The 19801-nt window shown below is 64.0% G+C and carries 22 protein-coding genes and 2 tRNA genes; 14 read left to right on the top strand and 10 right to left on the bottom strand.

The window, feature by feature from the left end:
- Positions 1-74: 74 nt before the first annotated feature.
- Positions 75-1163, bottom strand: coding sequence for an aromatic ring-hydroxylating oxygenase subunit alpha (locus U3648_RS11960; protein ID WP_420859462.1), 1089 nt, complete (start codon positions 1161-1163; stop codon positions 75-77).
- A gap of 1 nt (position 1164) precedes the next feature.
- On the bottom strand, positions 1165-2055 hold the full coding sequence (locus U3648_RS11955; RefSeq protein ID WP_420859461.1) for a MurR/RpiR family transcriptional regulator: 891 nt from the start codon (positions 2053-2055) through the stop codon (positions 1165-1167).
- 74 nt (positions 2056-2129) lie between these two features.
- On the opposite strand from U3648_RS11955, the gene U3648_RS11950 reads away from it, so the two are divergent.
- From U3648_RS11950 to U3648_RS11920, 7 genes are all read left to right on the top strand, one after another.
- Positions 2130-4586: an FAD-dependent oxidoreductase gene (locus U3648_RS11950; protein WP_420859460.1), complete on the top strand. Its 2457-nt coding sequence runs from the start codon at positions 2130-2132 to the stop codon at positions 4584-4586.
- Positions 4583-5665 carry an alcohol dehydrogenase family protein gene (locus tag U3648_RS11945; RefSeq protein ID WP_420859459.1) on the top strand — a complete coding sequence of 361 codons (1083 nt, stop codon included), beginning with the start codon at positions 4583-4585 and terminating at the stop codon, positions 5663-5665. The genes U3648_RS11950 and U3648_RS11945 overlap by 4 nt, the downstream gene beginning before the upstream one ends.
- Positions 5662-6768 carry a mandelate racemase/muconate lactonizing enzyme family protein gene (locus U3648_RS11940; protein WP_420859458.1) on the top strand — a complete coding sequence of 369 codons (1107 nt, stop codon included), beginning with the start codon at positions 5662-5664 and terminating at the stop codon, positions 6766-6768. Before U3648_RS11945 ends, U3648_RS11940 begins: the two co-directional genes overlap by 4 nt.
- Complete coding sequence (locus U3648_RS11935; RefSeq protein WP_420859457.1) at positions 6765-7868, top strand: mandelate racemase/muconate lactonizing enzyme family protein; 1104 nt, start codon at positions 6765-6767, stop codon at positions 7866-7868. Before U3648_RS11940 ends, U3648_RS11935 begins: the two co-directional genes overlap by 4 nt.
- Positions 7869-7873: 5 nt before the next feature.
- Positions 7874-9148: an aspartate aminotransferase family protein gene (locus U3648_RS11930; protein ID WP_420859456.1), complete on the top strand. Its 1275-nt coding sequence runs from the start codon at positions 7874-7876 to the stop codon at positions 9146-9148.
- Between the two features lie 94 nt (positions 9149-9242).
- Positions 9243-9317 (top strand) — tRNA-Gly (locus U3648_RS11925).
- A 22-nt stretch (positions 9318-9339) separates the two neighbouring features.
- Positions 9340-9414: transfer RNA gene (locus tag U3648_RS11920), tRNA-Gly, on the top strand.
- A 47-nt stretch (positions 9415-9461) separates the two neighbouring features.
- Here U3648_RS11920 and U3648_RS11915 read toward each other — a convergent pair.
- The 3 genes from U3648_RS11915 to U3648_RS11905 all read right to left on the bottom strand — a co-directional run bounded on the left by U3648_RS11915 (position 9462) and on the right by U3648_RS11905 (position 10867).
- On the bottom strand, positions 9462-9824 hold the full coding sequence (locus U3648_RS11915) for a hypothetical protein (RefSeq protein ID WP_420859455.1): 363 nt from the start codon (positions 9822-9824) through the stop codon (positions 9462-9464).
- A 114-nt stretch (positions 9825-9938) separates the two neighbouring features.
- On the bottom strand, positions 9939-10178 hold the full coding sequence (locus U3648_RS11910) for an Lrp/AsnC ligand binding domain-containing protein (protein WP_129679715.1): 240 nt from the start codon (positions 10176-10178) through the stop codon (positions 9939-9941).
- Positions 10179-10246: 68 nt separating this feature from the next.
- Positions 10247-10867, bottom strand: coding sequence for a hypothetical protein (locus U3648_RS11905; RefSeq protein ID WP_420859454.1), 621 nt, complete (start codon positions 10865-10867; stop codon positions 10247-10249).
- A gap of 172 nt (positions 10868-11039) precedes the next feature.
- Here U3648_RS11905 and hisB point away from each other — a divergent pair, with 172 nt between their 5' ends.
- The 3 genes from hisB to U3648_RS11890 are packed head-to-tail and all read left to right on the top strand — an operon-like array spanning position 11040 to position 12939.
- A complete protein-coding gene (gene hisB / locus U3648_RS11900; protein ID WP_129679711.1) occupies positions 11040-11627 on the top strand; it encodes an imidazoleglycerol-phosphate dehydratase HisB in 588 nt (195 codons plus the stop codon).
- Positions 11624-12265, top strand: coding sequence for an imidazole glycerol phosphate synthase subunit HisH (gene hisH, locus U3648_RS11895; RefSeq protein ID WP_420859453.1), 642 nt, complete (start codon positions 11624-11626; stop codon positions 12263-12265). Before hisB ends, hisH begins: the two co-directional genes overlap by 4 nt.
- Positions 12262-12939 carry a Dph6-related ATP pyrophosphatase gene (locus U3648_RS11890; protein WP_420859452.1) on the top strand — a complete coding sequence of 226 codons (678 nt, stop codon included), beginning with the start codon at positions 12262-12264 and terminating at the stop codon, positions 12937-12939. Before hisH ends, U3648_RS11890 begins: the two co-directional genes overlap by 4 nt.
- Positions 12940-12990: 51 nt before the next feature.
- Here the strand turns inward: U3648_RS11890 and U3648_RS11885 are convergent, their stop codons facing one another.
- Positions 12991-13377 carry a DUF2147 domain-containing protein gene (locus U3648_RS11885; RefSeq protein ID WP_420859451.1) on the bottom strand — a complete coding sequence of 129 codons (387 nt, stop codon included), beginning with the start codon at positions 13375-13377 and terminating at the stop codon, positions 12991-12993.
- Between the two features lie 143 nt (positions 13378-13520).
- Between U3648_RS11885 and hisA the strand changes: the two genes are divergently transcribed.
- From hisA to U3648_RS11865, 4 genes are read left to right on the top strand one after another with little or no spacing between them, the layout of a single operon-like run.
- On the top strand, positions 13521-14240 hold the full coding sequence (hisA, locus tag U3648_RS11880) for a 1-(5-phosphoribosyl)-5-[(5-phosphoribosylamino)methylideneamino]imidazole-4-carboxamide isomerase (RefSeq protein ID WP_420859450.1): 720 nt from the start codon (positions 13521-13523) through the stop codon (positions 14238-14240).
- 3 nt (positions 14241-14243) lie between these two features.
- A complete protein-coding gene (gene hisF / locus U3648_RS11875; RefSeq protein ID WP_420859449.1) occupies positions 14244-15005 on the top strand; it encodes an imidazole glycerol phosphate synthase subunit HisF in 762 nt (253 codons plus the stop codon).
- Positions 15002-15415: a hypothetical protein gene (locus U3648_RS11870; RefSeq protein WP_420859448.1), complete on the top strand. Its 414-nt coding sequence runs from the start codon at positions 15002-15004 to the stop codon at positions 15413-15415. The genes hisF and U3648_RS11870 overlap by 4 nt, the downstream gene beginning before the upstream one ends.
- Positions 15415-15723 carry a phosphoribosyl-ATP diphosphatase gene (locus tag U3648_RS11865; protein ID WP_420859447.1) on the top strand — a complete coding sequence of 103 codons (309 nt, stop codon included), beginning with the start codon at positions 15415-15417 and terminating at the stop codon, positions 15721-15723. Before U3648_RS11870 ends, U3648_RS11865 begins: the two co-directional genes overlap by 1 nt.
- Positions 15724-15921: 198 nt before the next feature.
- On the opposite strand, the gene U3648_RS11860 is transcribed toward U3648_RS11865, so the two are convergent.
- From U3648_RS11860 to U3648_RS11845, 4 genes are all read right to left on the bottom strand, one after another.
- On the bottom strand, positions 15922-16341 hold the full coding sequence (locus U3648_RS11860) for a CoA-binding protein (protein WP_420859446.1): 420 nt from the start codon (positions 16339-16341) through the stop codon (positions 15922-15924).
- A 192-nt stretch (positions 16342-16533) separates the two neighbouring features.
- Positions 16534-16980 carry a YHS domain-containing (seleno)protein gene (locus U3648_RS11855; protein ID WP_420859445.1) on the bottom strand — a complete coding sequence of 149 codons (447 nt, stop codon included), beginning with the start codon at positions 16978-16980 and terminating at the stop codon, positions 16534-16536.
- A 248-nt stretch (positions 16981-17228) separates the two neighbouring features.
- Positions 17229-17768: a hypothetical protein gene (locus U3648_RS11850; protein ID WP_420859444.1), complete on the bottom strand. Its 540-nt coding sequence runs from the start codon at positions 17766-17768 to the stop codon at positions 17229-17231.
- Positions 17769-18294: 526 nt separating this feature from the next.
- Entirely contained in the window at positions 18295-19773 is a 1479-nt protein-coding gene (locus U3648_RS11845; protein WP_420859443.1) for an MORN repeat-containing protein, read from the bottom strand.
- Positions 19774-19801: the final 28 nt, after the last annotated feature.

Raw genomic sequence — 19801 nt, 5'->3', positions numbered from 1 at the left:
TCCGCTGTTCGTGTTTCGGGGGCAGACTACCCCGCCCGCCCCCGCTTCGATTGCCTGAATGCGGTATCAGGCCGTCAGGCAGCGCCGTCCACCGCCGCGCGCATCCATTTTTGCAGATGCATGATGGAATGTTCCGAATTCACCCCGCAGCCGGGATCGACCACCAGCGGCCCCGGCACATAGCCGCGCGATTTCAGCCCGCGCTGCACCGATTCCACCAGACGGATGTCTTCCTCGACCGTGGTGGCGCGGTCCTGCACCGCCATGCGGCGGACCGTTTCATTGTCTTCGCCGCCAACCGAATACCAGCCGCGCCAGACGACCACATGATCGGCATCCACCGCCCGCCAGTGATAGGTGTTCAGAAGATTGCCGGGATAGACCTGAAAACTGAACATCGGCCAAAGGAACCACGACGAATACTTCTCGTTGTTTTCAAAGCCGGAATCGATGTCATAGGTCATGTTTTCCAGCGAATTGCATTCGGTGGTGTGGCGCAGGCAATAGCCCTGCGGCTGGATGTCATAGGTTTCGGGCTTAATCACCCCGGTGGCGAAGGTCGGGTGATTGAGGCTGCAGTGGTAGCATTCCGAGTAGTTCTCGACCGAGACCTTCCAGTTGCAGTTTTCCGGAATTTCCACCCATTCCAGCGGCTTCAGATCGGCCCAGTTCGGCACGAACCCTTCCAGTTCCGCGCGGACGTTGGGAAACCAGTCGTCCATCGGCTTGGCATCGGGATCAAGGTTCACGAAGATGAAGCCCAGGAAAACCTCGGTCCGCACGCCGGTCAGGCAGACCCTGGACCGGTCGAACCCTTCGACCGCCTTCAGGTTGGGGCCGGCCCGCAGTTCCCCGGTCAGTTCATAGGTCCAGGCGTGGTAGGGGCAGACAACGACGCGGGTCGTCCCCTGCCCTTCGACAAGCTGGTGCGCCCGGTGCTGGCAGACGTTGTAGAAGGTGCGGATCTCGCCATCGCGCCCCTTGATACAAAACAGGCTTTCGCCCGCCAGATCGAAGGCGAAATAATCGCCCGGGTTTTCCAGCTGGCTGGCGTGACCCGCGAATTGCCAGGTCTGAGCGAGAAGCCCGGCCTTTTCCAATTCGTAGACCTTCGGATCGGTGTAGTAGCGCGCGTCCAGCGAATGAATGAGGGGGGCCGTCATGTCAGTCCTCGTGATAGATGCCCAGCCGGTGGCGGCGGGCGTGAAACCGTTCCACCCGGCCAACGATCTCGTCCGAGGCGCCCGCGATCACAAAGGACAAGAGCGTTTCCAGAAGCGCGATGGTTGAAACCGAAGAGGGGAAGAATTGCGGGGTGTCGGCGCGGACGACGAACCCATGGTCGGCAGCGCGGATGATGGGCGAGGCGGGGCTATCGGAAATCCCGATCACCGTCATCCCCTGTTCACGGGCCACCTCAACGGCGGCGACGACCTCGGCGCGGTAGGGTTTGCAGGTGATGGCGATCAGCACGTCCTTTGGCCCGGCAAAGGCAAGGTCATCCACCGCCGAATTGCCCGGCCGGGGGATCGCGTGAAACCGGACCATGCCGGTCGAGGCGAGATAGGTGAAGTTGCGGGCGTTGGCGTTGTTCACCCCGACGCCCAGCGTATAGGTGCTGTCACTGGCCCAGATCGCCTGTGCCGCTGCTTGCAGTTTCTCGGCAGAGGTTGCGGAAAAGGTTTCCTCGATATTGCGGATGGCCGCGCCGATCATGTCGGCGAACAGCCCGCCCAACTCGCCCTCTTTGGCGATGCTTTGCAGCCAGCGGGCCCGATCCTCGAAGGTCACCGCGCCGCGCCGGATCGCCTCGCGGAAGGGGGCGCGGAAATCTTCGTAGCCGTCAAAGCCCACCTGCCGGGCCATGCGGACCACCGTGTTGGGCTTGACTTTCGCGGCCTCGGCAATCTCGCGCACGGTCGACACGCCCACATCCTGCGGGTTTTCCAGAACGTAGCGGGCGGCCTTCTGCGCCTCGGGCGTCAGCGCGTCCCATTCCTCGGTCAGGCGATCAAGGACAGTTGTCGGTTCAGATGGTATGTTTGTATCATTCATGATTGACGATGGTATATTTGTCCGATTAGCCTGTCGAGCAGAAATTGCGAGTCTCACATCGGAAAGCGAGCGCCATGTCCTCTTCCTCCCTGCCCTCCCATGCCCGCGTCGTCATTGTCGGCGGTGGCGTTATGGGGGTTGGCCTTGCCTATCACCTTGGCCACGAAGGCTGGGGCGCGGATACCGTCCTGCTGGAAAAGGCCGAACTGACCAGCGGGTCCACGTGGCACGCGGCCGGGCAGATTACCCATTCGACCAGCTCCTACAGCCTTGGCAAATGCGTGGACTACAACATCGGCCTCTACTCTGGCGGGCTGGAGGCCGAGACCGGGCAGCCGGTCACATGGCACGGCTGCGGGTCCTTCCGGCTGGCCTATACCGAGGACGAGATGGACTGGCTACGGCACACCCTGTCGGTGGGCCGAAGCCTTGGGTTCAACATAGACCTGGTCGGGCCGGAAAAGATCGCCGAACTGCACCCTTTCTATAACCTCGACGGGGTTCTAGGCGCGCTGCACACCCCGGACGACGGCCACGTGGACCCGACCAACGTGACCATGGCGATGGCCGCGGGCGCCCGCCAGAAGGGCGTGAGGATCATCCGCCGTTGCCGCGCCACGAACATCACCCAGGCCGACAGTGGCGAATGGGTGGTCGAAACGGATCAGGGCACGATCACCTGTGAACATGTGGTCAACGCGGGCGGCACCTATGCACGGCAGATGGGCGAATGGTCAGGGCTGCAACTGCCCATGACCTCGATGACGCACCACTATTTCGTGACCGAACCGGTGCCGGAATTCGACGCGCTGGACCGCGAACTGCCGGTGATCCGCGACGACCGCAAGGTGTCGGGCTATATCCGGATGGAACAGAAGCGCGGGCTGATCGGCATCTATGAAAAGGAAAACCCGAATTCCGTCTGGCACGACGAATGCCCGTGGGATTACGAAAACTGGCTGTTCGACGCGGACTACGACCGGGTCATGCCCTGGCTGGAGGAAAGCCTGAACCGGATGCCGATCTTCGCCGATCTGGGCATCCAGCGCGAGGTACACGGCGCGATTTCGCACCCGCCGGACGGCAATCCGCTGATCGGCCCGGCGCCGGGTGTGCGGAACTACTGGTGCTGCTGCGGCACCCAGATCGGCATCGGCTGGGGCCCGGGCCTGACCCGCGAGCTGGCCCGCTGGATGGTGCATGGGGCCGCCGACATCTCGATGCGGGACTATGACCCGCGCCGCTTTGGCAATTACGCGACCAAGGACTGGCAGGTGGTGAAGGCGCACGAGGATTACTGCCTGCGCCACGAGATTCCCTTCCCACACTTCAACCGGCTGGCGGGCCGCCCGGTGAAACCCTCCCCGCTCTATGACCGGCTGAAGGAAAAGGGCGCGGTCTATGAAGAGGTCTATGGCCACGAACGCCCCCGCTGGTTTGCGCGGGACGGGATCGAACAGCGCGACTACTACGGGTTCACCCGTACCCCGGTGCATGACGTGGTGGGCGCCGAATGCCGCGCGGTGCGCGGCGGCGTGGGCATCATGGACATCTCGGCCTTCACCAAGGTCGAGGTTTCGGGCCCCGACGCCGAAGCCCTGCTTGACCGGCTGGTCGCCAACCGGCTGCCACAAAAAACCGGTGGGATCGCCCTGACCCATATGCTGAACCGCGCCGGCCGGATCGAGTTGGAAACCACCGTCGTAAAGCTGTCCGAGGGGCGCTATTACCTTGTCTGCGCGGCCTTTTTTGAACAGCGGCTGTTGGATCACCTTGCCCAGAACCGCGCGGGTGAAGAGGTGACGATCACCTGCCTGTCCACCGATTGGGCGGCGATCGCGCTGAACGGGCCACGGGCGCGCGACGTGCTGGGGGCCTGCACCGATGCGGACCTGTCGAACGCCGGCTTCCGCTGGCTGACCGCGCAGGAAATCACCGTCGCGGGTGTAAAACTCTGGGCGTTCCGCATGTCCTATGCAGGCGAATTGGGATGGGAATTGCACATCCCGCGCGGCGGGGCGCTGGCCGTCTATGACGCGCTTTGGGCGGCGGGCGTGGATCATGGCATCGCCAACTACGGCAGTTTCGCCATGAACAGCCTGCGAATGGAAAAGGCATTCAAGGGCGCGGGCGAACTGACGAACGAGGTGACCTTGGCCGAAGCCGATGTGCGGCGCTTTGCCCGGACCGACAAGAACTATCTGGGCAAGGACAAGACGCTGGATACGTCCCTGCGCTGGGTCTGCGCCTATCTGGAGATCGACCCGGACGGGGTGCATGACGGCCACGGCGGCGAACCGGTGCTGATTGACGGCAAGGTCGTGGGCTCCACCGCCTCGGTCGCCTATGGGCATACGGTCGGCAAGATCCTGGCCTTTGCCTATGTCAAACCCGCGGCCAACGTTCCGGGGCAAGAGGTTGACCTGATCATCGCGGGCCAGCCGCGCAAGGGTCGTATTCTTGGCGCCCCCGCCCACGATCCCGAAAGCCTTCTGCCCCGAACCGACGCAATCGTGGAGCCTGCCGAATGACACTTCCAAAGACGATGCGGGCCATGGTCACGATGGGCCATGGCGACATGGACCAGATGGTGATGCGCGACGACTGGCCCCGGCCCGATCCGGCCCCGGGAGAGGTGCTGATCCGGGTCGGTGCCTGCGGGCTGAACAACACCGACGTGAACACGCGGTCCGGCTGGTATTCCAAGGCCGTGACCGAGGCCACGACCGGTGGCGCCTTTGCCGCCCTGAACGACGACGACCCGGCCTGGGGCGGATCGCCGATCCAGTTCCCGCGCATTCAGGGCGCCGATGTCTGCGGCCGGATCGTGGCCGTAGGCGACGGGGTGGACGCGGGCCGGATCGGGGAACGGGTGATCACAGACAACTGGCTGCGCGATCCGGCGGACCCCGCCGACAAGAACAAGACCGGCTATTTCGGGTCGGAACGGGACGGCGGGTTTGCCGAATACACGACGATCCCGGCCACCAATGCCATCGCCATCCAGTCCGATTTGTCGGACGCGGAACTGGCAACGTTTTCCTGTTCCTATTCCACCGCCGAAGGGATGCTGACCCGCGCGAAAGTGACGGCAGAGGACACTGTTCTGGTGCCCGGCGCCTCTGGCGGGGTGGGCGGTGCGCTGGTGCAGCTGGCCAAGCGGCGCGGCGCACGGGTGATCGCGCTCGCCTCTGAACCCAAGCACGCCGATGTCGCGGCCCTTGGCGCGGACCGGGTCTTGCCCCGCGCGCCGGACAACCTGCGCGCTGCACTGGGCGACGACCGGATCACTGTCGTCGCCGATGTGGTCGGCGGCCCCTATTGGCCAACCCTGATCGACATTCTGGAACGCGGCGGGCGCTACACCTGTTCCGGCGCGATTGCCGGGCCGATGGTAGACCTTGACCTGCGGACGCTTTACCTGCGCGACCTGACCTTTACCGGATCGACCGTGATCGACCCGGAGGTGATGGAAAACCTTGTGACCTACATTGAATCCGGGTCAATCCGCCCGGCGCTGGCCGCCACCTATCCGTTGGAGCAGCTACACGCAGCCCAAACAGCCTTTATCGCCAAGCAGCACACCGGCAACATCGTGGTGACCCCATGAAGATCACCGCGATCACCGTCTACCACGTCGATCTGCCGCTGGAGCATCCCTATTGGCTGTCTGGCGGGCGGCTGAAGTTCGAATGCCTTGATGCCACGCTGGTGAAGCTTGAGACCGACGCCGGGATCACCGGTTGGGGCGAAGGCACGCCCTGGGGGCATACCTATGTGCCCGCGCATGGCCCCGGCATCCGGGCGGGCATCGAAACGATGGCACCGTTCCTCCTTGGCCTCGACCCGCGCAAGGTGCTGGAGGTCGAGCGGGTGATGGACCTGTCCCTGCCCGGCCACCTTTATGCGAAATCGCCCATCGACATGGCCTGCTGGGACATCGCCGGACAGGCGGCGGGCCTGCCGATTGCCGACCTGATGGGCGGGGGCAGCCGCACGCCGCGGCCCATCGCCTCGTCCGTCGGGGCAAAGACCGTGGAAGAAACCCGCGCCGTGATGGACCGCTACCGCCAGCGCGGATACGTGGCCCATTCGGTCAAGATCGGGGGCGATGTGGAACGCGATATCGCCCGTATCCGCGACGTGGAATCGATCCGCAAACCCGGCGAGATCGTCCTTTATGACGTGAACCGGGGCTGGACCCGGCAGCAGGCGCTGCGGGTCATGCGGGCGACCGAGGACCTTCAGGTCATGTTCGAACAGCCCTGCGAAACGCTGGACGATATCGCCGCGATCCGGCCGCTGCATTCCGCCCCGGTCAGCGTGGATGAAAGCCTTGTCACCCTTCAGGACGCCGCCCGGATCGCCCGCGACGGTCTGGCAGAGGTCTTCGGGATCAAACTGAATCGCGTCGGCGGGCTGACCAAGGCGGCGCGGATGCGCGACATCGCCCTTGCCCATGGGATCGATATGTTCGTCATGGCCACCGGCGGCTCCGTTCTGGCCGATTGCGAGGCGCTGCATCTTGCTGCCACCATCCCCGATGACAATTGCCACGCGGTCTGGGCCTGTCAGGACATGCTGACCGTGGACATCGCGGGCGGGCGCGGCCCCCGGAACATCGACGGCCACCTGCACTTGCCCGAGGCACCGGGCCTTGGGGTTCACCCGGACGAGGATGCGCTTGGCGACCCTGTTGGAGTCTACCGATGAAGATCACGCGACTGACCCTGTGGCACTTGCCCCTGACCAGCCACGAGGCCTATTACATGGCCGATGGCAAGACCTGCGACACCGTTGAAACCGCCGTGATCGCGGTTGAAACGGACGCCGGACTGACCGGCTGGGGAGAGGTCTGCCCGATCCCCCATTACCTGCCGGCCTATGCCCGCGGCGTGGCCCCTGCCCTGATCGAACTGGCCCCGGTGATCCTTGGGGCCGACCCGGTCGGGCCGGAGGCGCTGATGGCCAAGGTGAACGACTGGCTGCCCGGCCACCGCTATGCCAAATCGGCGCTGGACATCGCGCTGTGGGACATCACCGGCAAGGTGGCGGGCCTGCCGCTGTTCGCGCTTCTGGGCGGGCGGCGGGCGGCGGATATGCCGCTTTACCATTCCATCACCTGCATCGCCCCCGAAGAAATGGCCCGCATCGCCCGCGACGCGCAGGCGCAGGGGATCACCCAGTTTCAGGTGAAACTGGGCGCTGACGCGAACTGGGAAACCGACGTGGCCCGCCTGCGGCTCGTGCGCGAGGCGGTGGGCGCCGGGCCGCTGGTCTACGGGGACTGGAACTGCGGCGCGACCTCGCTCGATGCGATCCGGGTCGGACGGACCGCGGCCGCGTTCGACGTGATGCTGGAACAGCCCTGTGCCACGATCGAGGATTGCGCCCGGGTCAAGGCCGCCACCAACCTGCCGATGAAACTGGATGAAAATGCACATGACACCGCCAGCCTGCTGCACGGGCACCGGGCCGGGGTGATGGACGCGGTGGCGCTGAAACTGTCGAAATTCGGCGGGCTGTCGGCCATGCGGGCGGCGCGCGACCTGTGCCTGCACCTTGGCCCGAAGATGTGCATCGAAGACACTTGGGGGTCGGACATCACCACCGCCGCCCTGTCCCATCTGGGCGCGGCGACGGACCCGCGCCGGGTGCTGAACGTCTGCGACCTGTCGGGCTATGTGTCCCCGCGCATTGCCGATGACGGGCCGGTGCGCAGCGCAGGGCGGCTGGCCCCGCCGGACTGCCCCGGCCTTGGCATCACCCCCGACCGCGACCGGCTTGGCCAGCCCGACCTGATTCTGGAGTAGCCCCGATGAACCGCATTCACAGCCAGTCCGACTGGACCGCCCGCGCCCGCGCCGTCCTGCCCGGCGGCGGTTTCGGCAATTTCGACCCCGGCATCGTCATCCGCGACGGGCAAGGCGCCCGCGTCCGGGACGAGGACGGAAACGACTATGTCGATTACCTGATCGGGTCCGGCCCGATGCTTCTGGGCCACGGCCACCCCGAGGTGCTGGAGGCGGTGTTCGAACAACTGCCGAAAGGGATGACCTTTTTCGCCAACAACGCCGCGGGCATCGACCTTGCCGAGGAGATCTGCCGCGCCGTGCCCTGCGCCGAGCAGATCCGCTATGTCTCCTCCGGGGGCGAGGCGGACATGTATGCCATGCGGCTGGCCCGCGCCTTCACCGGCCGCGACAAGATCGTGAAATTCGAAGGCGGCTACCACGGGATGAGCGCCGAGGCGCAGATGTCGCTGGCCCCCGCCGCGCGGGTGAACTTTCCGCAGGCGGTGCCGGATAGCGCGGGCATCCCCACCTCGGTCGCGGCAGAGATGCTGATCGCGCCTTTCAACGATTTCGACTATATCCGCTCGCTCCTCGCCGAATGGGGGGATCAGGTGGCGGCGATCATCGTCGAACCGCTGCAACGGATCATCCCGCCCCTGCCCGGTTTCCTGCAGCTGTTGCGGGACGAGGCGGACAACTACGGCATCGTCCTGATCTTCGACGAGGTGGTGACCGGGTTCCGCTTTGACTATGGCGGGGCGCAGACCCTTTACGGGTTGACGCCCGATATCGCCACGCTGGGCAAGATCATCGGCGGCGGCTTCCCCTTGGCGGCGATCGCGGGGCGGGCGGACATCATGGCCCATTTCGACAAGCCCGCCGTGGGCGCGGACCGCTGGCTGATGCAACTGGGCACGCTGTCGGGCAATCCGGTGGCGGCGGTTGCCGGGCTGAAGACGATGGAGGTTCTTCGGCGCGACGGGCAATACGCCCGGCTGCGCGGGCTGGGAGAGGCAGTTCAGACGATGGTGCGCGAGGCGCTCGACCCGACCGGCATCCCCTATCAGATCGTCGGCGACCCGACCCTGTTCGAAGTGGTGTTTACCGACCAGCCGCCGCGCGACTACCGCGCGGTTCAGGCGGCGGACGGGGGACGGGCCAAGGTCTGGAACGATGCGTTGCGGGCTGGCGGGATATTCAAGTCGCCGGGCAAGACCTATCCCTGCCTCGCCCTGACCGACGCCGACCTTGACCAGACCCGGGCGGCCATGCGGGCGGCGGCGGCGCAATTGTCGTGATCCTGAAGTTGGTCAGATCAGAAATCAGGGGGCGGGGCGCATTTTCCTCTTGCGCGTCCCGCGCGGTTTTCCTATCTGACGCGCACCAATCGGCGCGGGCGTAGCTCAGGGGTAGAGCATTACCTTGCCAAGGTAAGGGTCGTGAGTTCGAATCTCATCGCCCGCTCCAGATTGGACCGCCGAATGGCAGCGCGGGCGTAGCTCAGGGGTAGAGCATTACCTTGCCAAGGTAAGGGTCGTGAGTTCGAATCTCATCGCCCGCTCCATTCGGACCAAAACACGGCGCCCTTCGGGGCGCCGTTTTTGTCCGGGCCTATCGGATCGGGAATGTCGCCAGACACCAATTGGCATTGCGTTCAAACATCGAATAGGTCGAGGCCATCGAATGCCGGTCCTGCAAGCCGCGCATCGCGGCCATTTTTTGGTCGTTCGTCCCAGAGACGTAGTAGTCAAGGATCAGGGCAGCGTAGGTTACCATGTCCTCGGTATCACGCCGCGAAAGGTATCCCGCAGCCTCCAGATCGAGCGAGGTGATCGCGAACAGTCGCGCGCAGCTGATCGCCTGCAGCTCCGCACCGGCATAAACCCGGCGGTTCTGGGCCTCTGCCACGGTCGCAAGACCTGCAATCAACGTGATGGCAACACCGGCCATGCGCAGTTTTGAAAAGTATTTCATCCTATGTCCTTTTCCCAATGGCCAGTTGATCGACAGCTGGCTTGGGAAAAGTCTGGCACAACAAATGCCGATGGCGCAATGCTGGACCGGATGTTGGTGCCCCAATCGGTAAGGTCAGAACGCCTTGAACGTCAGCGTGGTCATGCTGCGTTCGATCTGGGGGATGTCGCCCAGCGCCTCGTTGATGAAATGCCCGACGTCCGCGTCGGCGGGGATATAGAGTTTCATCAGAAGGTCCCATTCGCCGCTGGTCGAATAAAGCTCTGAATGGATTTCCTTGAGCGCGATGGCATCGGCCACCGTGTAGGTGGTGCCGGGTTTGCAGCGGATCTGGACGAATACGCAGGTGGTCATGGCGGCCTCTTTTCTTTGGCCGCCACCCTGCCCCATTGGCCCGGGCGCTGCAATCCCCGGCGCGCCGGTCAGGACAGGTGCAACCGCCGGTCCGGCATCGGGTCGCGGTTAGGCGGCGCAAGTGGCCCGATGATCCCCGTTTCGACCACGGGGGCAGAGGCTGGGACCGGCGCCCAATCATCAAGCGACGGCAGGACAGGGTCCGGGCGGGCGGGCCGCGCCGGGGCAGCAGGGGCTATGGCCGCGGTGGTCGCCTTTGCCCGCTGGGACAAGGCAGCCATTGCCGCCGCGACAAACCGCTGCCGCCGCCGGTGCCCCTGTTCAAGGTCGATCCCGTCGACTGCAGACACCGCAAGCTGTGTGAGGACATCCGGCCCCGATGCCCGGCCGATCATCCCGTAGAACCCGGGCAAGCCAGACGACAGGGATTGAAATTCGGTCGCGGACACATCGCCGATCACGAGGATCGACAGGTCGGCATTGCCCGAAACGGGCAGCATCGCGCGCAGCCTGTCGGTCATCCCCGGGCCTGATGCCCCCGCGATCAACAGGTCCACCGTTCCCGACGACAGGAAGGCCCGCGCGGTTGCGGGACTTTCGGCGCAGGACACGTTGAACCCCTTGTCCATCAGGATGGCAGCCTGCCGCACCATCGCGGTCGGGTCGGTATCGAAAATCAGTGCGTGCATTTGAACGGTCCTTTCTGGCTCCGGCTTCCTGAAGGATTCGCAGCATTCAGTTAAAACTTGCTGAAAGGGCACAGAGAATTCGAAAGCCGCCCGGTCTGCGCCCTGCCCCTTTTCCCCGCGCCCGCTTCGGCCTATAGCCTGCCAAAGACGCGAAACGACGAGGGACAGGCCCATGCGCAGCGCCACGATCACCCGCAAGACCGCCGAGACCGAGATCTCGGTCGAGCTGAACCTTGACGGGACCGGCACCTATGACAACCAGACCGGGGTCGGGTTCTTCGACCACATGCTGGACCAACTGTCGCGCCATTCGCTGATCGACATGACGATCCGGGCCAAGGGCGACCTGCACATCGACGACCACCACACGGTCGAGGACACGGGCATTGCCATCGGGCAGGCCCTGTCGAAGGCGCTTGGCGACAAGAAGGGCATCCGCCGCTACGGCGAATGTCACCTTGCGATGGATGACGCGCAGGTGCGGTGCGCCCTGGACCTGTCGGGCCGCCCCTACCTGATCTGCAATCTGGATCTGCCGACGCCCAAGATCGGCAGCTTCGACACCGAACTGGTGCGCGAGTTTTTTCAGGCGCTATCGACCCACGGCGGCATCACCCTGCATATCGACCGGTTGCACGGGTTCAACAGCCACCACATTGCCGAGGCCGCATTTAAATCCGTCGCCCGCGCCCTGCGCATGGCCGTGGAAACCGATCCGCGCAAGGCGGATGCGATCCCGTCGACCAAGGGTGCCCTATGACCCTGACGGCGCTTGTCGATTATGACAGCGGCAACCTGCATTCGGCGCAAAAGGCGCTGGAACGGATGGCGCGCGAGGTGGGCGGCGGCACGGTCGTCGTGACCTCGGACGCCGATGTGGTGGCCCGTGCCGACCGGATCGTTCTGCCCGGCGACGGGGCCTTTCCCGCCTGTCACGCGGCGCTGCACCGGTTCGACGGTCTGGCCGAGGCGATCCGCGAGGCGGTCGAGGTGCGGGCGGTGCCCTTCCTTGGCATCTGCGTGGGCATGCAGATGCTGGCAACCGTCGGCCATGAATATGAAGAAACCCCCGGCTTTGGCTGGATCCTCGGCGAGATCGTCAAGATCACCCCGGCGGACCCTTCCTTGCCGGTGCCGCATATGGGCTGGAACGATCTGGTGATCGACCAGCCCCACCCGGTTCTGGACGGCATCGAAACCGGCGACCACGCTTATTTCGTGCACAGCTGGCACATGCAGGTCACGGACCCGTCCCAGCGGATCGCCCATGTGGATTATGCCGGGGACATCACCGCCATTGTCGGCCGCGACACCATCATCGGCACCCAGTTCCACCCCGAGAAAAGCCAGGCCGTCGGCCTGCGCCTGATCGGCAATTTCCTGACGTGGACCCCATGACCAAACCCCGCGCCGTCATCGGCTGGTCCTCCGGCAAGGACTGCGCCTATGCGCTTCACAAGGTCCGTCAGGAGGGCGAGATCGAGGTGGTCGCCATGCTGTCCACCACGAACGAGGCCTTTGACAGGGTCGCGATGCATGGCACACGCAACGCGCTCCTTCGGGCGCAGGCCCACGCCGCCGGTCTGCCGCTGATCGAAGTGCCCCTGCCCTTTCCCTGTTCCAATGCCGAATACGAGGCCCGGATGGCGGCCGCGATGGACAAGGTGAAGGCGCTGGACGTTTCCCATATGGTCTTTGGCGACCTTTTCCTTGAGGACGTGCGGGACTACCGGATCAAGCAACTGGCGCCGACCGGCATCACGCCGGTCTTCCCGGTCTGGGGCATTCCCACCGACCAATTGGCCCGGATGATCATCGCAGATGGGTTCGACACGCGGATCGTCACCTGTGACCCCTCGAAAATGCCGCGCGCGCTGTGCGGACGACGCTATGACAAACGCTTTCTGGCCGAGCTGCCCGAGGGCGTGGACCCCTGCGGCGAGAACGGAGAGTTCCATTCCGCCGTCGTGGCGGGGCCTATTTTTTCCGCGCCGATCCCCGTTAAAACCGGTGAAACGGTCGAGCGGGACGGGTTTATCTACACCGACCTGATCCCGATCGAGGCGACCTGACAAGAAAGGCCCCGGCGCAAACCGGGGCCCATCAATTGTGATTGGCGAAGATTACTGAACCTTGGTCCAGGTCTGGCTGGCGCAGATCAGACCACCGGCGACGCAGCCGCGCAGACGCACGGTGTTGCCTTCGATATCCATCTTGCCGATGTAGATCTTGTCGTTCGACGGGCGCCAGACGCTGCCCTCGTAGTGGCCGTCCCCTTCGGGCACCATATCAATCACGATTTGACGGCCGATGTTTTCCGACTGGTATTCGCCGTCCGCATTGAAGGTGCGGCTGATCACCCCGCAGAAGGCCGGGCCACAGGGGCTGACCGTGACAAGGGCATAGGCGCCGTCATCCACCTCGGTCTGCCAGATGCCTTCCAGCGGGTCAGCGGCCACAGCCCCGGCCAGCCCGACCGCCGCGACAAGACCCAGAACAAAACTCTTCATCAACGTATCCTCCCTGAACGTTGCCCGAACCCTGCCGCGACTTGGTGATTCCGGGCAAGACTGACGTTGGGTCGGGGGGATTTGTTGCAATCCGCCGCCGGGGGTGCATAAGGGCGGCAACCAGACAACGACGGAGCCGCCCGATGATCCTTTACCCCGCCATCGACCTGAAAGACGGGCAAGCCGTGCGGCTGGTGCACGGGGACATGGAGAAATCCACCGTCTTCAACGACGACCCGGCAGCGCAGGCCCGCGCCTTTGTCGAAGCGGGCTGTGAATGGCTGCACCTGGTGGACCTGAACGGCGCCTTCGCAGGGGAACCCGTCAACGCCGCCCCGGTCGAGGCGATCCTGCGCGACTGCAAGGTGCCTGCCCAGTTGGGCGGCGGCATCCGCGACATGGGCACGATCGAAAACTGGCTGTCCAAGGGGCTGCAACGGGTGATCCTAGGGACCGTCGCGGTTGAAAACCCCGATCTTGTCCGCGAAGCCGCCCGCGCCTTCCCCGGTCATGTAGCCGTGGGGATCGACGCCCGCAACGGCAAGGTCGCGACCAAGGGCTGGGCCGAGGAAACCGACGTGATGGTGACCGACCTCGCCCGGTCGTTCGAGGACGCGGGCGTGGCGGCGATCATCTATACCGACATCCTGCGCGATGGCGCGATGGGCGGCCCGAACATCCACGCGACCGAGGCGCTGGCCCGCGCGGTCAGCATCCCGGTCATCGCCTCGGGCGGGGTGTCGTCGCTGGACGACCTTCTGCGGCTGAAGGAAACCGGCGTGATTTCCGGTGCGATCTCGGGCCGGGCGCTGTATGACGGGGCGATTGACCTGGCACAGGCGCTGGCGGCGCTGAAAGGCTGACACATGCTCAAGACCCGCATCATTCCCTGCCTTGATGTCGCCGATGGGCGCGTGGTCAAGGGCGTCAATTTCGTCGATCTGATCGACGCGGGTGACCCGGTGGAAGCGGCCAAGGCCTATGACGCCGCGGGCGCGGATGAACTGTGTTTCCTCGACATCCACGCGACCCATGAAAACCGGGGCACGATGTTCGATCTGGTGACCCGCACCGCCGAGGCCTGTTTCATCCCCCTGACTGTCGGCGGCGGCGTGCGGACACAGGAGGACGTGCGCGCCCTGCTGCTGGCCGGGGCCGACAAGGTGTCGTTCAATTCCGCCGCCGTGGCCAACCCCGATGTTCTGACCGATGCCGCGCTGCGGTTCGGGTCGCAATGCATTGTCTGCGCCATCGACGCCAAGACGGTCGAGCCGGGCCGGTGGGAGATTTTCACCCACGGTGGGCGCAAGCCCACGGGGATCGACGCGGTCGAATTCGCCCGGACGGCCGCCGAGAAAGGGGCCGGGGAAATCCTGCTGACCTCGATGGACCGGGACGGGACCAAGGCGGGGTTCAACCTGCCGCTGACCCGGGCCATTTCCGACGCCGTGGATATTCCGGTGATCGCATCGGGCGGGGTCGGCACGCTGGATCACCTTGTCGAAGGGGTGACGAAGGGCGGGGCCAGCGCGGTGCTTGCCGCCTCCATCTTCCACTTTGGCACCTATACGATTGGCGAGGCCAAGGCCCATATGGCCGCCGCCGGTCTGCCCATGAGGATGACATGACCGCCTGGATGTCGTTCGACATTGCAGAGGCCGAGACAGAATACACGCACTGCGACTGCTGCCGCGCCGTGACGGTGAGGGCTCATGGTGATTTGAGTGAAGGGCAATCCTTCCTCGGACTATATACGGTGACATTCGCCGAAAACGGCGATGGTCATCCCCCGCTTATCATCCTGTTTCTGGGCGACCTTACCGAAACCGCAAAGCGAGAAGACGCTTGGGCAGTGCGGGTGGAATGGCGCCCCGAAGGACTGGGTGTCCTCGACTGGGACCCCACAGCCAAAGCGTCAATTGCGAAGTTTACACCCTTGGACCGATGTGATGTCATCGGGACGCCCTTCGCCGAAAGGTTTTGGGCGATGATTGATGCCATCATCATGAAAGACAGCCGCCTCAAGAGGTTCCATTAATGACACTTTCCAATCTCGCGGCCACGATCGAGGCCCGAAAGGGCGCGGACCCGGACAGCTCCTGGACTGCGATGCTCTTGTCCAAGGGGCCAGAAAAATGCGCCGAGAAATTCGGGGAAGAGGCCGTCGAGGCGATCATCGAGGCGGTGAAGGGTGACCGCGACAAGTTGACCGCAGAGGCAGCGGATGCGCTCTATCACCTGCTGGTCATGTGCGCGGCCCGCGATGTGACCCTGGCCGATATCGAGGCTGAACTAACCCGGCGCACGGTGCAATCGGGCATCGCCGAAAAGGCCGCGCGGCGCTAGGGGCGTGGTGGGTTAAAACCCACCTTACGGTTCAGGGGCGCTGCCCCTCTGGCCCGTTCCGGGCCATTCACCCCGGAGTATTTGGGGCAAAATGAGAGTCCGTTCTTCTTTGGGTTCTAAATATCCTCGGGGGGCCATGAATTATCTGGTGGGGGGCGAAGCGCCCCCGGGTAAGGTGGGTTCTAACCCACCATCCCGTCAAAGGCCCAGGCGGGCGTATTCGATCTTGGGGCAGCGGTTCTCGATCACCGTGACCCCCGCCGCGCGGGCGCGGGCGGTGGCCTCAGCATGGGAAATGCCCAGTTGCAGCCAGAGGGTCTTTAGATCCGGCCAGCGCCCCAGCGCCGCCTCGACGATCTCGGGCACCGCGTCGGAGGCGCGGAACACATCGACCATGTCGACCTCTTCGGGGACCGAGGCGAGATCGGCGCGAACCACTTCGCCCAGTTGCTCCTGCCCGGCCAGCCCCGGATTGACGGGGATCACCCGGTGCCCCCGGTCCTGAAGGAACCGGGCCACCTGATGCGAGGGCCGGTCCGGATTGGCCGAATAGCCGACCAATGCGATCACCCGCGCCTCGGCCAGCACCCGCCGGATCATGTCATCTTGCGTTTCCATATCCGCCCTCTACACGGCCTTCGGAGCAGAAAAAAGCGCCCGGTGGGGACCGGGCGCAAGTGTTGGAACGAGGGACAGTGAAATGACGCAGCGGATGTTCCAAATTCGCGCGTCTGATCCACGAAATAGGCAGCCGGCGGCGTCTTTAAAGAGCTTCTCAGCGAATTGTGAACAAAGCCCTAAGATCGGCAATCACCCGCCGATAACCCGGGGCCAATGATCGTCCGCCGCCGCGACATGGCCCGGAATGTCCTGCCGCCACAGATCGCGCACCCCGGTCGAGAAGTTGAGGTAGAGCTTGCCCTCATGCACCGTCCAGGCCTCTGGCACGGTCGGGGCCACCGCCCCCTGCGCCATCGCATAGGCGCAATAGCCGCCGTATTGCGGGGCATAGGCCAATGGGTCCATTTCAAAGGCCAACCGGTTCTCGGCGCTGGAAAACCGCCATTCCGCCCCGCGCCAGACCAGCGCGAAACCGGCATCCCCATCGACCTGCGCAGATTGCCGGAAGTAGGCCACCGGGTCGGTGCCGTGGATCGCGATACCATGGGTCGCGAAGACCTCGGGCGTGGCGGCGCGGGCGGCGTGGGCAAAGGGCAGGCACGCGGCGGAGAGGATCAGGGATCGGCGGGTCAGCATGGCAGGGTCCGTGGTTGGATGGATGCCCCTAGGATGGCGGCTGCCGCCGCTTGCCGAAAGCCCCCTGACCAAAGCGTGATAGCCCGTGCGTGAATGTTTCAGCAGGGTCTGGCGTTTGGCACCTGACAAGAGATGCTCACTTACATTCTGGTTCGGCCACGATGACCCAAAGGGCCGGAGCGGCAGCTTTGCGGGACGGAACCGACATTCGCTGCGCCGTCTACAAAAGTCCGGTTTGTCTCGACTTACTATTCTACCATGATCCGGTCAGAGAGAGGCATTACGAGATCCCCTGGAGCGAAGGTTGCAAGTTGGCCATCTGGAAAGGGAAGTGATGCCTCGTCCATGACAACGAAGGCCGCAACGGCAAACGCTTCCCTGACCCTTGCGTAGTAGATTGGCACATCGGGTTTTTCGGTGAAGCTTCCCCAGCCGTATTCGAAATTGCCTTCTGAAGTGATCTTGCCCTGCTGCATAGTGCGAGGCGCTCCAATGCTGGAAAGCAGGCTGGGAGGGAGGCGACCCCGGCACACCTCCGCGCTCGTAAACCATCTCACCTGAACTCGGCCATTCAGTGGCACATAGCTCCCCGTCGCCTCATAGTGCAAAGCGAATCCGACCTTGGCTGCAAAGGCTTGCATATGGGCACTCAAGATGGGGCCATCAGCTCTAAAGGCGGCAAGCTCTTGGTCGAAGACACCTTCGTTCGCCATCATTTGTCGCATTTCCTGTGGTGGCATCCACATCTCGCGAAGCAGGTCCGGAGCGACGCGCTGAGCTTCTTTCATAACCCTTTCCCACTCAGCACTATCGTGGGCCGTAACGATCCCTGGAAATGTGCGCGCAATGAATGCTGCCACTACGTCGAGACGGCTGGTCCCTTGGTTGCAGGGCCCGCAACTGGGAAATTCCAACCCCTTGGGCCGTTGATTCAACCGAAACAACATGCGTGGCGGCATGTGATCTATTTGTTCCGCCGGGCCTCTCCCTGCACAGTAGACGCACCCCCGTGCCGCTTGCAGAACTTTGGAATGTCGGCCTCGTTTCTTCTTTGCTTCGCCGATCTTGATCGCCCTCCTGCAAATTCAACAAAATACATCCTTGTGCGAGATTAAATCGGATGGGCTTGATGTTCCACAGGTTCAAGTCAATCTGCGCAGCTTGGTCTAATCGACAGCGTAGGCACGATCCTGATTTGCGCGCCGCATCCAACAAAGCGGCCGTCCAACCCTCTTCGCAGCATCCGTCAAGTCGGGCTCAAAACCGCCATCTGACCGTTTCGGTCAAATCTTCTGTGCAGGTGTTCGACCGCGTTCACTGGTTGCCGCTTGTGCCCTCTTCAGTCGCATCTTCCGGGACCGGGTCGGCATCGGTCGCCTCTGGGGCGTCGGCGCCGGATACCAATGCGCCTTCCTGCCATTCACCGCTGGCAACCTCGCCGCTGGCATAGCGCATGGTGCCGTCGCCCTGCCTGCGGCCCGCAACGAACATGCCTTCATAGATATCGCCATTGGCATAGGTCGCGACCCCAAGGCCCGAAATCTCGCCGTTCTGCCACTGGCCTTCATAGGTGAAGCCGCCGGGCATGGTGATCTTGCCGGTCCCGTGCCGCTGCCCGTCAAGGAACTGGCCTTCGTAGACTGTCCCATCGGCATAGGTTGCCACGCCCTGACCGTTGCGCTGCCCGTTGGCCCATTCCCCGGAGTAGCTGTAGCCGTCGGCATAGGTCATAGTGCCCTGACCGTGGTTCTTGGCGTTCAGGAACTCGCCTTCGTAGACCAGACCGTTGGCATAGGTCGCAATGCCGCGCCCGTTGATGACGCCGTTTTCCCACGACCCTTCATAGGTCGATCCGTCCGGATAGGTGATCTTGCCCTGCCCGTTGGCAAGGTCGTCAGAGAATTCACCGGTGTAGACCGACCCGTCGGGATAGGTGACCTGCCCCCGCCCTTCGATCTTGCCGTCGGCCCAGCTGCCGACGTAGACATAGCCGTCCACGCCCCGGAACGTGCCCTGCCCGTGGCGTTTGTCATCCTGAAACCCGCCCTGATAGACATCGCCATTGGCATAGGTGACGGTGCCCGTCCCTTGCCGCCGACCTTCAACCAGATCGCCTTCGTAGATATCGCCGTTGGGCTGGACCAACCGGCCCTGCCCTTCAATCTGGCCGTTGACCCAGTTGCCCGCGTAGACCAGCCCGTCGGGCATGGTCAGTTCGCCCTGCCCTTCGCGTTGATCACGCGACATCTCGCCCACATAGACCGCGCCATCGACATAGGTGACGGTGCCCGCCCCCTCTTTGACCCCGTTTTCCCAGGTGCCGGTATAGGCATAGCCGGTCGGGCTGGTCAGTGATCCGCTGCCGTGGTGCATCGCATTGCGGAATGTGCCTTCGTAGCGGACGCCATTGGCATAAAGGGCCACGCCCTGCCCGGTCATGTTCCCCTCGACCCACTCGCCCTCGTAGGTGCCGCCATCGGCAAAGGTGATCTTGCCCTGACCATGGGGTTTGCCGGCCGCGAACTGGCCCTCGTAGACGGACCCGTTGGGGAATCGCGCGGTGCCGTTGCCGCGAATCTCACCCTCGAACCATTCGCCGGTGTATTCATAACCGTTGGGCAGGCGGTAAGTGCCGATCCCATGCTGCTTTCCGTTGAGGAACGATCCTTCATAGACCCCGCCATCGTCATACTGCTTGGTCTGCACGTTTTGCGCCGCTGCAAACCCCGGCAGCCCCGCAGCAAGAAAAAGCGTCAGTCCGAAAACGCCCGAATGCGCCCGATTCAAAGCCATGTGTTTGGTCCCCACTGTCAGCCGGTCG

Source organism: Marivivens marinus, assembly GCF_035969385.1.
Taxonomy (GTDB): domain Bacteria; phylum Pseudomonadota; class Alphaproteobacteria; order Rhodobacterales; family Rhodobacteraceae; genus SELP01.
This window is presented reverse-complemented; position numbering and strand designations above follow the sequence as displayed.